12 protein-coding genes are annotated in these 15265 nt (G+C 37.8%); 5 read left to right on the top strand and 7 right to left on the bottom strand.

The features are described 5' to 3' along the window. Positions 1–89: 89 nt before the first annotated feature. Complete coding sequence (locus B5440_RS08955) at positions 90–1931, bottom strand: T9SS type B sorting domain-containing protein (RefSeq protein ID WP_070053284.1); 1842 nt, start codon at positions 1929–1931, stop codon at positions 90–92. 131 nt (positions 1932–2062) lie between these two features. Here B5440_RS08955 and folE point away from each other — a divergent pair, with 131 nt between their 5' ends. From folE to B5440_RS08930, 5 genes are read left to right on the top strand one after another with little or no spacing between them, the layout of a single operon-like run. Beyond that, positions 2063–2740 (top strand): GTP cyclohydrolase I FolE, encoded by a 678-nt coding sequence (gene folE, locus B5440_RS08950; RefSeq protein ID WP_070053282.1) that lies wholly within the window; start codon positions 2063–2065, stop codon positions 2738–2740. Positions 2741–2777: 37 nt separating this feature from the next. Beyond that, a complete protein-coding gene (gene cysS / locus B5440_RS08945) occupies positions 2778–4262 on the top strand; it encodes a cysteine--tRNA ligase (protein ID WP_070053281.1) in 1485 nt (494 codons plus the stop codon). An 18-nt stretch (positions 4263–4280) separates the two neighbouring features. Beyond that, positions 4281–4526, top strand: coding sequence for a membrane protein insertion efficiency factor YidD (gene yidD, locus B5440_RS08940; RefSeq protein ID WP_070053280.1), 246 nt, complete (start codon positions 4281–4283; stop codon positions 4524–4526). A gap of 50 nt (positions 4527–4576) precedes the next feature. Further along, on the top strand, positions 4577–5398 hold the full coding sequence (gene lgt / locus B5440_RS08935; protein ID WP_070053279.1) for a prolipoprotein diacylglyceryl transferase: 822 nt from the start codon (positions 4577–4579) through the stop codon (positions 5396–5398). Beyond that, positions 5395–5892, top strand: a complete 498-nt coding sequence (locus tag B5440_RS08930) for a DUF192 domain-containing protein (RefSeq protein ID WP_070053278.1) — start codon at positions 5395–5397, stop codon at positions 5890–5892. The genes lgt and B5440_RS08930 overlap by 4 nt, the downstream gene beginning before the upstream one ends. 88 nt (positions 5893–5980) lie before the next feature. On the opposite strand, the gene B5440_RS08925 is transcribed toward B5440_RS08930, so the two are convergent. The 6 genes from B5440_RS08925 to gyrB all read right to left on the bottom strand — a co-directional run bounded on the left by B5440_RS08925 (position 5981) and on the right by gyrB (position 15224). Then, on the bottom strand, positions 5981–6484 hold the full coding sequence (locus B5440_RS08925; protein WP_079711111.1) for a DUF4411 family protein: 504 nt from the start codon (positions 6482–6484) through the stop codon (positions 5981–5983). Next, complete coding sequence (locus tag B5440_RS08920; protein ID WP_070053275.1) at positions 6481–7620, bottom strand: ImmA/IrrE family metallo-endopeptidase; 1140 nt, start codon at positions 7618–7620, stop codon at positions 6481–6483. The genes B5440_RS08925 and B5440_RS08920 overlap by 4 nt, the downstream gene beginning before the upstream one ends. A gap of 215 nt (positions 7621–7835) precedes the next feature. Beyond that, on the bottom strand, positions 7836–10847 hold the full coding sequence (gene secDF / locus B5440_RS08915; protein ID WP_070053274.1) for a protein translocase subunit SecDF: 3012 nt from the start codon (positions 10845–10847) through the stop codon (positions 7836–7838). 164 nt (positions 10848–11011) lie between these two features. Further along, entirely contained in the window at positions 11012–11938 is a 927-nt protein-coding gene (gene mdh, locus B5440_RS08910; protein WP_070053273.1) for a malate dehydrogenase, read from the bottom strand. 92 nt (positions 11939–12030) lie between these two features. Then, positions 12031–13053 (bottom strand): DUF6588 family protein, encoded by a 1023-nt coding sequence (locus B5440_RS08905; protein ID WP_079711110.1) that lies wholly within the window; start codon positions 13051–13053, stop codon positions 12031–12033. A gap of 230 nt (positions 13054–13283) precedes the next feature. After that, entirely contained in the window at positions 13284–15224 is a 1941-nt protein-coding gene (gyrB, locus tag B5440_RS08900) for a DNA topoisomerase (ATP-hydrolyzing) subunit B (RefSeq protein ID WP_070053271.1), read from the bottom strand. Positions 15225–15265: the final 41 nt, after the last annotated feature.

Genomic DNA, 15265 nt, shown 5'->3' with positions numbered 1-15265 from the left:
GTTCAGCTTCTAACATGTTTTAATTGCCAACATCTTAGATCCTGAACCAAGTTCAGGATGACGATTAAAATAAACTTTCAAACAGCCATTTATCTTTTTAAAGTAAAATTAGCCCCAAAATGATCACGAGTGCCATCCAGCATTTCAAACTCTACTCTAAACCAATAATCATCTGCGGGTAAGGACCGGCCGTTATAAGTACCATCCCAGCCCTGGCCACCGGGCGATAATTCCTTTAATAGTTTTCCGTAGCGATCAAAAATATAAAGTTCTAAGATTTGAATTTCAGCGGTATTGTCAATATTCCAGGTATCATTATATCCATCGCCATTTGGAGTGAAGAAACGCGGATAACCCACCAGGAAGAATTCATTTGAAGTTGTAATTCCGCAGCCATTTATATCGCGGGCACTAATAGTATGATAACCGGGATTTAAATTTCTAAAAACGGGATTTTCCTGCCAAACACCTTCATCTAAGCGATACTCGTAAGTAGTTTCATCCCCCAGACCGGGCACGGCTTCTGCAGTAATTACGTAACCACCGGTGAAATCGCTGCCTTCAATTTCAACCAAAACACTTTCGGGCCTGGAATAAACAGCAAGATCTGTTTGAAATTTCACGCTGCAGCCAGACTGGGAATTGGTGACAATAAGCTCTATAGTTTCAGCCTCTGGGATTTCCGTGAAATCTAATAAAGCATTGGTACTAATCACCGTCCCATTAGCAAGCCACTCGTAAGTATAATTATTCCCAGGAACTTCGCCTATTTCAATTTGTTGAGTGATATCGCCACTAAGGTCTACACAAATCACGCTTTCGGCGGGAAGATAATTTTCAGGAAGCAGCTCTAGCTCTACATTAAATGAAACTTCCTGAGAAAGGCAACCGCTTTCCACTCCTTCTACCTGGGCAAAAATTTCACTAGTTTCTTCAATTGGGAAGGCCGATGGATTTTCAATAGAATTTTCATCTTCCAGATCCTCTAAAGATTCATAAAAGTTCACCCTATAATTTTCTTCGGAAGTATTTCCGGCTAAAATTTCTGCTGAAGTTAAAGTTAGGTCTATACTCGTTTGATTGGGGTCGCATATATAGAGATCTTCTGGAGTATTTGCTATTGGCTCACTATAAAAGCTGACTTCAATCTCATCTTCATCGGGACGTAAAGTTTGATTTTCATAAACGATCACTTTATAGCGTCCGGAATCATCTATCGTTAATGTTGATTCTTCCTCTCCTGCTATCAATTGAAAATCGTTTATATTTTCATCAAATCGGTACCATTCATAAAACGCCACCCCATCTGTAGTGGCATCTAAAGTTGTTTCAGTTTTACCACAAAGAAACCTATCAGGCCCTAGCACCTCGTCTAAAATACCACAATCTGTAGAACCAGAATTAGGCTGATTAGCATTGGTTTGCCGTAAACTTATAAACCCGGGAAGTTCTTCATAATTAGTAATTAGCACCACGTAAACTTCTCCGGCTTCGGCATTAAGAATATTCATTTGTTCCACCGTATCGGGCTCATAGCTACAATCCACAATCTTCTGCGCGCTTAGAGATTCATCTTCACAATAATTATCTGTTCGCTCAAATGGCCCCCAAACAATATAGTCTACATCATATTGCGAACCGCTACCATCTTCATTTTGAAACTGTGAAATATTAAATCTTAAATCTCCCGTTTGTTCCACTTGCAGATAAAACCAGGCGGGATATGGCTGCGAAAGTAAACACCCATAATCTGGGCCGGGCTGCCCGTTAGCCTGATTACTATTATTTATATTGGAATTAGGAAACACCAGCTCTTCATTACCGGCACAAAAAGGATCTAAACTTTCGCAAGAACTACCCTGGCCAAAAACCACCTGCACACTTCCGCAAAGAAGAAAAATACAAAAGAGAAGTAGAGATCCTTGTTTCATAATAGGTTTAAGAACTTACAAAATAACAAATATCTATTTAATCCCAGTCTTTTATGATTACATAAAAACCTATTAAATATGTATCTTTGCAAGCCAAACAATCGGTTTACGACTATTATTGTAAAAACGGTATGAAAATAGACAAAATTTTGAATGAAATTGATGAGCAGGGAGATGCACATGTAGGAAGCAGTGCACAAACCCCTATTCGTGAAGATGCTTTTGAACTGAGTGATATTGAAAAAGTAGCGCTCATCAATAAAGATGTAAAACATATTATGGAAACTTTAGGCCTTGATCTTACAGACGATAGTCTGAAGGGAACTCCACAACGGGTGGCCAAAATGTTTGTAAATGAGATTTTTGCAGGTTTAAATCCGGAGAGAAAACCCATTGCATCAACTTTTGAAAACAAATATAAATATGGCGAAATGTTGGTAGAAAAGAATATCACCGTGTATTCTACCTGCGAACACCATTTACTTCCTATAGTTGGAAAAGCTCACGTGGCCTATATTTCTAAAGGTCGTGTAATAGGCCTTTCTAAAATGAACCGAATTGTAGATTATTTCGCGAAAAGACCACAGGTACAGGAGCGAATGACGATGCAAATTGTTCAGGAATTACAAAAAGCTTTGGGTACTCCAGATGTTGCTTGTGTTGTAGATGCCAAGCACCTTTGCGTGAACAGCCGCGGAATTAGGGATATAGACAGTAGCACCGTAACCAGTGAATTTGGCGGAGCTTTCAAAGAAAAATCTGTAAAAAGAGAATTCCTTGACTATATAAAATTAGACACTATTTTTTAAAAAATTCTATTTCTTAATAACCAACAACTAACTATCTATGGCGCTATACCAGGAACAAAGCTTGAAAATGTACAATTCTATGACGGGGGAAAAGGAAGTCTTTAAACCCATAAACGAAGGAAACGTTGGAATGTATGTTTGCGGCCCTACTGTTTACAGTAATGTTCATTTAGGTAATTGCCGAACTTTTATCTCTTTCGATCTTGTTTTTCGTTACCTGAAGCATTTGGGATATAAAGTAAGATATGTTAGAAATATTACCGATGCCGGTCACCTTGAAAATGATGCCGATAGCGGTGAAGATAGAATTGCAAAAAAAGCACGTTTAGAACAAATAGAACCTATGGAAGTAGTGCAACGCTACACCATAGATTTTCATAATATTCTGCAGAAATTCAATAACCTGCCGCCAAGTATAGAGCCTACGGCTACCGGCCATATTGTTGAGCAAATTGAGATCATTAAAACCATCATCGAAAAAGGATTTGCCTACGAGGTAAATGGATCGGTTTATTTTGATGTAAAGAAATTCAACGAAACCAACCATTATGGCAAGCTAAGCGGAAGGGATATTGATAATATGATCGCTAACACCCGCGAACTTGCCGCACAGAGTGATAAGAAGAATCCGCAGGATTTTGCACTTTGGAAAAAAGCCGAGCCACAGCATATTATGCGCTGGCCTTCGCCCTGGAGCGATGGTTTTCCTGGCTGGCATTTAGAGTGCACCGTGATGAGTACAAAATATTTGGGTGAAGAATTTGATATTCACGGCGGCGGAATGGATCTAAAATTTCCACACCACGAATGCGAAATTGCCCAGGGAGAAGCTGCTACAGGCAAAAACCCTGTTCATTATTGGCTACACGCCAATATGCTTACTTTAAACGGTAAGAAAATGGCTAAAAGTACCGGCAATAATATTCTTCCTGAAGAAATTTTCTCCGGAAATAATGATGTTTTAGACAAACCATTTTCACCCAATGTGACCCGATTCTTTATGCTTCAGGCGAATTACCGTAGCATTCTGGATTTTTCAGATGAAGCTTTAAAAGCAAGCGAAAAAGGTTTCTACCGATTGATGGATGCTTACCACGCGATAGATGAGCTTCCGGTTTCAGATAAATCCAGCGTAGATATCAAGAGCTGGAAACAGTCTTGCTACGATGCGATGAACGATGATTTTAACAGCCCGATATTAATCGCTAAACTTTTTGATGCGGTTAAAATGATCAACAACATCAAGGAAGAAGCTGCTACAATTACTTCAGAAGATAAAGAGGAATTGCAAAAAACAATGTCAGCTTTTATGTTTGACGTTTTAGGTCTTTTAAACAAAGTTTCTGAAAATAATGATACTTCAGATAAGCTTTCTTCAACAGTAGAATTGCTTATAAAACTGCGAGCTGAAGCAAGAAATAATAAAGATTTTGCTTTAAGCGACCAGATAAGAGATCAATTACAAGAAATGGGTATTCAGCTTAAAGACGGGAAAGAAGGCACTACGTTCTCGATTAAATAACAATAAAAAAGGATAGCGATGCTTAAAAAGTGGTTAGCATATCCGTTTATCCTGTTGGTGAAATTTTACCGAAATTTTATTTCTCCCTTAACCCCTGCAACTTGCAGGTATACGCCAACCTGTTCACAATACAGTTTAACCGCTTTACAGCGCTTTGGAGTTTTTAAAGGCGGCTGGTTAAGCTTAAAACGCATTTTTAGTTGCAATCCATGGGGAGGAAAAGGCTACGACCCGGTGCCCGAAAAAACAGAAACCAAAATATAGGGCAACTACTTGCAAATATGTATCTTTACCCTACTAATCAATTTTAATTTATGCTTTTTAACGCGATCACCTGGAGCCCTTCAGAAGGTTTAGACTTAGGTTTTTTTACCCTTCACTATTACAGTTTAATGTTTTTGATAGCCTTTGGCCTAGGCTGGTATATTATGAAAAGCATTTATGTAAGAGAGAAAGTATCTATAGAAAAACTGGATTCGCTTTTTATTTATACCGTTTTGGCCACCTTAATTGGCGCCAGGCTGGGCCACGTGATCTTTTATGATTGGGATTACTTTCAAAATCATTTATTGGAAATATTCTTACCGGTTCGTTTTGAACCCGAATTTGAATTTACCGGCTTTAGAGGTTTAGCCAGTCACGGTGCAGCTATTGGGATCATTATCGCCATGTACCTTTACCGAAAACGCGTTTTAGACAAACCCGTACTTTGGGTTTTAGACCGAATTGTAATTCCTGTAGCCAGTGGAGCAATTTTTGTAAGAATAGGAAACTTTATGAATTCTGAAATTATAGGAAAACCTACCAACTCAGATTACGGGGTTATTTTCCAAAATTTAGGAGAAACATTTCCTCGACACCCTGCGCAGTTATATGAATCTTTCTGCTATTTACTAATCTTTATCCTATTGTGGTATTTATACTGGAAAACCGAAAAACGCCATAAAGTAGGCTATCTTTTTGGCTTGTTCCTAGTTTTACTTTGGACAGTAAGGTTCTTTGTAGAATTTGTAAAAGAAGCCCAGGTAGAAGAGCGTACCACCTGGTTATTAAACACCGGGCAATGGCTTAGTATTCCGTTTATAATTGCCGGATTGTACTTTATGTATCGTCCTACCAAACCGAGAACCGTATGATACGCAAGTCCATAATTTTATCGGCTGTCTTAGCGGCTTCGTTTTTATCTTCCTGCAAAGATGATAATGCTACTGAAGATCCTATAGAAACTGAAGAGATCACTTTTACTAAGGAAGGGGAAGCAACTTTAATCAAAGCCTCTTCTGGTGATACCATTCAACAAATCGATATTGAAATTGCCGATAATTCTTACGAAAGGGAAACGGGTTTAATGTACCGTGAGAGTATGGAAGACGACCAGGGAATGCTTTTTATTTACGATAACGAAGCGCCCAGGGCTTTTTATATGAAGAATACCTACATCGCTTTAGATATCATTTATTTCGCTTCAGACAGTACTGCAGTGAGCTTTCAGAAGAACGCTCAGCCGCAAGATGAAACTTCTTTACCCTCTGAAGCACCGGCTCAATTTATACTTGAAATAAATGCCGGCCTTGCCGATGACTGGAATATTGAAGTTGGTGATAAGATAGATTTTCAGCGGGTAGATTAGGGTTTAAATCTACCTATTTCGTTGACTAAATTAGCTCAGAAGAGGACTTTATACACTTCAGGAATTCGTGAGTAGGAACGGGGACCTCCTAAAATTTAGAATTGAGTTCTCTCATCATCCCGATAGTGTCTATAAATCTTACTCCAAAGCGGTTGCATACTTCAGGAATTTTGACTCGTTTTTTAGAGTCCGGAGCACTTTTTTCATACGTTACAATTACTAGGTTTTCCTTCATTGCATAAGCAACTAACCATGGATCAGCTAAATCTGCTTGCAAAAATTCCTCAATAGCACTATCGTGATATTGATGTCTCATTGAATTAACCCATTGTACTATTTGGATATATTGAGGAAGAGCTATATCAGTTGAGTTGAAAAACTCGTTTTCTAAGTTATCCCCGCACCAAATTTTCAATTCATCTTCATGAGATGCCTTGTCATAGATCTCTTTCTTTACTTTATCTATGCTTATTATATGTCCATTTTTTGCTAATTCTTTTGTCCTTACCCAAAAACTTTCAACTACATCCAATGGATAATATGAACGATGAGCTTGAATAAAGTAATTTGTGTCCAATAAATATCTTGTCATATTTGATATAGATATTCGTTCACAAACTTTTCATAAGTGTTTCCTCTTAAATTAGTTAGACGGTATGCATCTCTGTATAGAAGATTATTTTCTTTTACAGCAGTATTTACATAGTTCGCAAATCTTAGGCTAACCCTTTTTCTAGCAGTTGCATAAAAGTTTCCTCCAGATACCTGATTTTCCTTCTTAAGTTGGAAACTTTTGATGTAAGCATTATAAAACTCGAAGAATTCTCCTTTTGTAATTAACTTTAAATCTAAAGCTCTTCGAGAAACAACTATTGGACTAACTTTTAAATTCCTACTCAATGTTTTGAAGTTTTGAGTAGTCTGCCATAATTTTCTAAAATGTGTTTCCGGTACTAAAAATTCAGCTGCGACCTTATCACAAAGTTTTTCGATTGGATCATCGGCCGGCAACATATTATCATTATTAAAACCAGCACTTTCACCTAACCAAATATGCGCTAATTCGTGAATTAAGGTAAACATTTGAGCTGCTTTGGCATCTGCAGAATTAATAAATAAAAAAGGTGCCTTATCATTAACTAAAACAAATCCTCTACATTCCTCAACATCGATTCTTCGTCTTGTATTGTTACCAACAACACCATTAAAAGTGACAATTACGCCTGTATCTTCAATTTTCCGAGTAAGGTAATCCAATGTTTCTTCCCAAGTTCTAAACTCCTTCGCCCAACCTTCATTTAGATTTAAAGTTTTTCTTATGTCATTCACAATTTCTTTGTAGTTATCATTTTCATCGAAAGATCCTACAAAGCTTAAGTCACCATATCCACTCTCAGTTAAATAATCAGTTAGCCAAGATTGTCGTTCCTGAAGCATTTGAACAGTGTGATAAATATTCAAAGAAACCTTTTTAACGCCTCCCTTACCAGTTCTAAAAAATGGAATATTTAGTTCTTCTTGCGGAGGTTCGTTTAGGAATAAATAACCAAATGGCACGTGAACTTTATGTGTGAATTCCTCTAGCTGCTTGATTGTCGGATACTTATTCCCTTTTATCCATTCTTCAACCTTTGGATTTTTAGCAAAAAAATCTTCTAGCTTAAAACCTGCTCTGGTTATAGCCCACTCAATTAAATTAGAATTTATATTTTCTATTCGATTTACCACGAATCAAAGATAGATATTTTTATGTTCTTGGATGCATTGAATAAAACTCATTAAATCCAACCAAATAAACAAGTTCAACCTAAAATCAAGCAGTTTAAGCTGATGTTTCCAAAATTCAACCTAATATTCTAAACCCTAATTTCCAACAAAACCAGCCCACAAAAAAAGCGCCCCGAATAGGAGCGCTTTTTACTTTATTTATTTCCGAAGAAATCTTAAGCAGTTGTTGTAGCTTCAGAATCCTCTTCAATTTTCTTCTTTTTTTCAATCTTAGATTTATCGGTTACACTGTCAAACATAACAGGAGTTGCGATAAATAGAGATGAATATGTACCTACAATCACACCAATGATCAAAGCAAACATAAAGCCTCGTATGCTTTCTCCACCAAAGATAAAGATGGCAAGTAACACGATCAAAGTGGTAAGCGAGGTATTAACCGTACGGCTAATAGTGCTATCTAAAGCGCTATTTACAGTTCTACCTAAAGGCCAGCTGGTATGCTCGTTCACAAACTCCCTAATCCTATCAAAAACAACCACGGTATCGTTTAATGAATAACCAATTACGGTAAGTATGGCAGCGATAAAAGCCTGGTTAATTTCCATACTAAATGGCATCACTTTATAAAGAAGTGAGAAAATACCAAGCACTATAATAACATCATGAGCTACTGCGGCAACGGCACCAATACTAAACTGCCATTTTCTAAATCGCAGTAAGATGTATAGGAATATAACCACAAGAGACCCTAAGATTGCCCAGAAAGAATCATTCTTAATATCATCGGCAATGGTTGGGCCTACTTTCATAGACTGCATAATACCAATTTCCTGTCCGGCACCACCGGTGGTAAACTCATCGTAGGTAAGACCTGCAGGTAAATAAGATTGTAAAGCTTCAAACATAGACTCTTGAATCTCGTTATCTACTTCTGTACTTTCTTCATCTACTTTATATTTTGTAGTTATTTTTAACTGATTGTTTGGCCCGAAAGTTTTGGCTTCGGCACTTCCAAATTCAGCGATAAGATCCTGTTCCACCTCGGTTGGATTCACATCCTTGTCAAAACGCACGGTATACGTTCTACCTCCAACAAAATCAACTCCTTCATTTAATCCCTGAACTACTAGTGAACCAATACTAATAATAATTAAAATTCCGGAGATTACATAAGCTACCTTACGTTTTCCAAGCCAATCTACTTTTACATTTCTGAAAAGATTTTTGGTTGCGCCTGTAGCGAACTCAAGAGATTTTCCGTTTTTACCATAACCATCAATAAACAATCTGGTAATAAAAATCGCAGTAAATAAAGAGGTGGCAATACCTATTAATAAGGTAGTAGCAAAACCTTTAATTGGTCCGGTACCTAAAATCAATAATATAAAGGCAGTTAAACCAGTCGTAATATTCGCATCTAAAATTGAAGAAAGTGCATTATTAAAACCATCTTTAATCGCATCTTTCTGCACTTTTCCTTTGGCAAGTTCCTCACGAATCCTCTCAAAGATAAGTACGTTCGCATCTACCGAAATACCAATGGTTAATACAATACCGGCAATACCAGGTAAAGTTAACACGGCACCTAAACCGGCAAGAATTCCGAAGATAAATAAGATGTTTACTGCTAGCGCAACATCGGCAAAAAGACCGGCTTTACCATAGTAAAAAATCATCCATAACAATACGAAAATAAGAGCGATCCCAAATGACCAAATCCCGCTTTCTATAGCTTCCTGACCTAAACTTGGTCCTACAATTTCACTCTGAATAATATCTGCGGAAGCAGGAAGTTTACCTGCTCTAAGAACATTGGCCAAATCCTGACCTTCGGTAATACTAAAATCTCCACTAATTTCACTTCTTCCACCTGAAATAGGTCCGGTTGAAACTCCGGGAGCTGAATATACTGTGTTATCTAATACGATAGCTATATTGCTCTGTTGGGTTGAAGCCTGACCGGTCATTTCTTCCCATACCTTAGCTCCTCTTCCGTCCATTTGCATAGATACTGCAATACGACCCATTTGGTCATAAGTTTGTTGCGCATCTGTAATCACATCACCACTAAGTGGTGGCTCCATATTACGGTTACCTTTTAAAGCGTAAAGACCAACTACACCTTCTTCTTCCTCTGGAATTCCCCAGGCGAATTTAGCGTAACGTTGCTCTGCAGGAAGTAAAGATCTTACCTGTGGCATACTAAGGTACTTATTCACTTTAGCAGTATCCTGTACAGAGAAATATGCAAGAACAGGACCTCCCTGGAATCCAGGACCTTCAATCAATTCGAATAAAGGATTATTTCCTGTGCTTACTTCATCAGCAGAATCTTCACTTTCAGCAAGTAATTCATCTATATCGCTATCGCTTTCAGCAGCAGTAGTATCAGTTTGAGCTTCTGTTTGTTCACTCTCTTCACCTACTACATCCTTAAGTACATTATTAGCCTGAGCTAAAAAGTTACCTAATTCGTTATTTTTATAAACGTGCCAAAATTCTAATTGCGCAGTACTCTGCAATAATCCTTTTACACGATTAATATCTTTCGCACCAGGTAATTCAACAAGGATTCTTCCTGAATTTCCTAAACGCTGAATATTTGGTTGGGTTACCCCGAATTTATCGATACGTTTTCTTAATACTTCAAAAGCAGAAGTAATAGACTCATCAACCTTTCTTCTAATTACCGTTTCAACTTCGTCGTTAGACATTTCGAAGTTAATCTCATCACTTAGTGTTTTGTTAGCAAACACATCTGGAGAGGCAAGTTTAGCATCAGGAATATCATTAAAAGCCTCAAAGAAAAGGTCTATATAATCGTCCTGGCTATCTGTAGAGGCTTCATCGGCTTCTGCTATCGCCTGGTTAAAAGCAGGATCGTCGGTATTATTTGCTAAGCCGGCAAGAATATCTTTAACCGAAATTTGAAGAATTACGTTAATTCCACCTTTAAGGTCAAGCCCTTTGTTTAGCTCTTTGTCTTTGGCGTCACTGTAAGTAATACCTGCAATAATCTCGTTATTCGCAACCGAATCGAGATAGTTTTGCTGTTCAACATCTCTCAATGCTGAATAATTTTCTACATTTTCGCTAATTTTTTGCCTGGCAAAATCTTCAGCTTCACTTTCTACATTATTGGTAATAAAAGTAAAAGACAACTGATATATACATACCAGTCCAAATAAAATTGCAAAAACCTTAATCAGTCCTTTGTTCTGCATTATTCCTTAAGTTATAATTAATTAGGTCGATTTTAAAAACGGACAAATATAGGGTTTCAAAAATGAAATGCCAACAATTTTTTTTTGAATAATTTAACTTTTAAACATAAAAAAGACCGCAAGTTTTGCGGCCTTTTTTAACATATATTCAGGTTTAAAACTACTTATAGTTCTAATAGGGCATTAGTTTTATTCACGCCCTCTGCACTTTCTTTAATCTTCTTTGACTCTGCATCATCAAGCTCTATCTCTACAATTTTCTCAAGTCCGTCTTTACCTAAGATTGCAGGCACACCAATACAAATATCATTTAAGCCGTATTCACCTTCTAGCATTGCAGAGCAAGGGAACATTTTCTTTTGGTCGCAAGCAATTGCCTGTACCAAAGCTGAAACTGCTGCACCAGGTGCATACCACGCACTGGTTCCTAATAATTTAGTAAGGGTTGCACCACCTACCTTAGTATCTTCTGAAACCTGGTTTAAGCGATCTTCAGATAAAAATGCAGATACAGGTACCGAATTTCTGGTAGCCAATCTTGTTAGCGGCACCATCCCGGTATCACTATGACCTCCAATTACCATCCCATCAACATCTGATGGTGGACATTCTAAAGCTTCACTCAATCTAAACTTAAAACGTGCACTATCTAAAGCCCCACCCATTCCAATAATTTTATTCTTTGGAAGACCGGTAGTTTTATGTACAAGGTAAGTCATAGTATCCATAGGATTACTCACCACAATTAGCGTTACATTAGGAGAATGCTTAATAAGGTTTGATGAAACTTCTTTTACAATCCCGGCATTTATTCCAATTAATTCCTCGCGAGTCATCCCCGGTTTACGCGGAATACCACTTGTAATCACAGCAATATCACTACCCGCGGTTTTAGAATAATCGTTAGTTGTTCCGGTGATTTTAGTATCAAAACTGTTTAGAGTTGCAGTTTGCATTAAATCCATTGCTTTCCCTTCGGCAACTCCATCTTTAATATCGAGCAAAACCACTTCTGAAGCAAAATCTTTAATGGCAACATATTCTGCACAGCTAGCACCAACGGCACCTGCTCCTACTATAGTAACTTTCATCTTATATTTTATTTAAATCGGTTAATATTTGATTCCAAAAATACAAATATTGCTATAGTATTACTATAAGATATGGTTAAAACTGGAGTATATTATATTCTAAAATGCAGCCCGGCGTTAATGTGGAAAAATTTACCGGCAGTCGCCATAGTACTAATTTTAAATCTATTGAAATAAATATTAAAACCAAGATCGGCTTTAAATTGCGCCTGGCTTTGGTCTAAGCCTCTCAGCGCATTATTAATAGGACTTAATGCGATACCAGATCCTCCCATAGCATAGCTGAAGTTAGAATTTGTTGCTCCCAAAGCCCCAAATACTTCGAAATCATCTCCGTATTTTTTAGAGCCTAAAACTGATGCCATCCATAGATTAGAATTCACATTTACCAGCGTTAAGTTTCCGAAAGAACTCCCGTCAGAAGATAAGTTTACCGGATCAATAAATTCATATTCAACATCAAACTGGCTGAATGCCACCATTGCCGAAGCCTGAAAGTCGTCTTCATTATTAAATCTAAAATACTGTGTGAAATTATGTTTTAATGCCGCGCCGTAAGTAGTAAATGCCACCCCGTCTACAGTTAACTGCGGAAGGATTCTAGCAGAAAATTCGGTCTCAAAAGGCAAACCAACAGTTGCTTGCACAAATGGATAGGCAAGTACACTCTTATTAATTCCTTCTATGGCCTGAAATCTAATAGGTACAGTATTACCTAAGTAATCAATATCTCCAACAAAATAAGTATCGGTTTCTCCACCAAAAGCAGTGGGTACTACCGCATTGCTTCCTTCTCCTTCAATACTTAAAATTGCCCCGCCATTTTCGTGAACACCGGCAAGATCATTATTTGAAATAGTAAAACTTTGACGGTTAGAAGGAACAATTAATGCATTTCCCTGAAAGGATATTTCCACTTTCCAGGGCTTTAAAGCGGTTGCTGAAGTAAACCAACCGGCTCCAGCCTGGTATGCAGCCCCTTCAGCTGCAGGCCCTGCAAATTCATCTGCAATATACAGCATCTCATTTGCAAATTTTGTGAGATCATCTTCCTGGGCGTAGGAGTTAACTGAAAATAAAATAAATAAAATGAGGTATTTAGCTTGAAATTTCAAAATAAGTAGGTGTTAAGTTAGTAAGGGTAAAAATAACAAAAAAAGTATTCCAATAATAATGTTAACGAAGAGCATAAAAAAAGCTGTCTAAAAAGTCTAATTCCGTCAAGCTGAACTTGTTTCAGCTTCTAATATGTTTTAATTACCAACATCTTAGATTCTGAAATGAATTCAGAATGACGATTTAAAAACTTTTCAAACAGCCTCTTTTCTTCTGTACTCCTTATTAGTTACGCATCAATATTCGCATACTTAGCGTTTTTCTCGATAAATTCACGTCTTGGCGGCACCTCATCTCCCATAAGCATAGAGAAAATTCTATCGGCTTCCCCGCTATTGTCTATATTTACCTGTCTTAGTTTTCTTCTTTCAGGATCCATAGTGGTATCCCAAAGTTGTTCGGCATTCATCTCCCCAAGACCCTTATAACGTTGAATTTGAACTCCACCGCTATAGCTTTCAGCAATCTCATCACGTTCTTCCTCGCTCCAGGCATAACGCTTCTTGCTTCCTTTTTTTACCAAATATAAAGGTGGGGTTGCAATATAAATATGCCCTCCTTCTATTAACTCCTTCATATACCTATAGAAAAAAGTTAAAATAAGAGTTTCAATGTGACTACCATCTACATCGGCATCACACATAATCACTATTTTATGATATCTCAATTTATCGGTATTCAGGGCTTTACTATCCTCTTCAGTACCAATAGTAACTCCAAGGGCAGTGTAAATATTTTTTATCTCTTCATTATCGAAAACACGATGCGTCATCGCTTTTTCAACATTCAGGATCTTACCCCTTAGCGGAAGTATCGCCTGGAATTTACGGTCACGACCTTGTTTGGCCGTACCACCCGCCGAATCACCCTCAACTAAGAATACTTCACTCTGTGTGGGATCCTGCTCGGAACAGTCAGATAATTTCCCGGGTAAACCGCCAATACTCATCGCGGTTTTACGCTGTACCATGTCACGGGCTTTTTTCGCCGCGTTCCTGGCCTGGGCTGCAAGAATCACCTTTTGAATAATGGTTTTGGCATCATTCGGGTTTTCTTCCAGGTAATTTTCAAGCATTTCTGAAACTGCTTGCGAAACAGCCGAAGTTACTTCCCTGTTTCCAAGCTTTGTTTTTGTTTGACCTTCAAACTGAGGCTCGGCAACTTTTACTGAAATAATCGCGGTTAATCCCTCACGGAAATCATCTCCAACGATCTCAAATTTGAGCTTATCCAACATACCCGAAGCATCGGCGTATTTTTTAAGCGTGGTCGTTAAACCACGTCTAAAACCAGATAAGTGTGTTCCACCTTCGTGGGTGTTTATATTATTAACGTAAGAATGCAGGTTTTCGTTAAAAGAGGTATTGTAAACCATCGCTACCTCAACCGGAATATCATTCTTTTCGCCTTCCATCGCGATTACATCAGCGATAATTGGCTCACGATTTCCATCAAGGAATTTTATAAATTCTTTTAATCCTTCTTCAGAATGAAATCTTTCTGAAAGATATTCACCTTCTTTATTAACCTCACGCTTATCGGTAAGTGTAATTTGAATTCCTTTGTTCAAATAAGCCAACTCACGCATTCTGCTAGACAAAGTTTCGTAGCTGTAATCCACACTTTGCTGAAAAATACTTGGATCTGGTTTAAAGGTAATTACTGTCCCATTTAGTTCAGTTTCACCAGCAGGTTTAACCGGATACATCGGTTTTCCTTTTTCATATTCCTGCTCCCAAATCTTGTTATCTCTATAAACCGTGGCTTTAAGCGTAGAAGAAAGTGCATTTACACAACTTACCCCAACCCCGTGAAGTCCACCGGAAACTTTATAAGAATCTTTATCGAATTTACCACCGGCACCAATTTTGGTCATTACAACCTCCAGGGCAGAAACACCTTCTTTTTTGTGAAGATCTACGGGAATTCCTCTTCCGTTATCTTCGGTAGTTACCGAACCATCTTCATTTATGGTAACTTTAATTGTATCACAATGGCCGGCCATAGCCTCATCTATAGAGTTATCTACCACCTCATACACCAAATGGTGCAAACCTCTAACGCCGGTATCCCCAATATACATTGAAGGCCTAAGGCGCACGTGCTCCATTCCTTCTAAAGCCTGAATACTATCGGCGGAATAACTTTGTTTTTTGGGTTCTTCGCTCATATATTTTGCTAATTAAATTCGTCTATTTTGAATAACGAACA

The organism is Salegentibacter salarius, assembly GCF_900168265.1.
Taxonomy (GTDB): domain Bacteria; phylum Bacteroidota; class Bacteroidia; order Flavobacteriales; family Flavobacteriaceae; genus Salegentibacter; species Salegentibacter salarius.
This window is presented reverse-complemented; position numbering and strand designations above follow the sequence as displayed.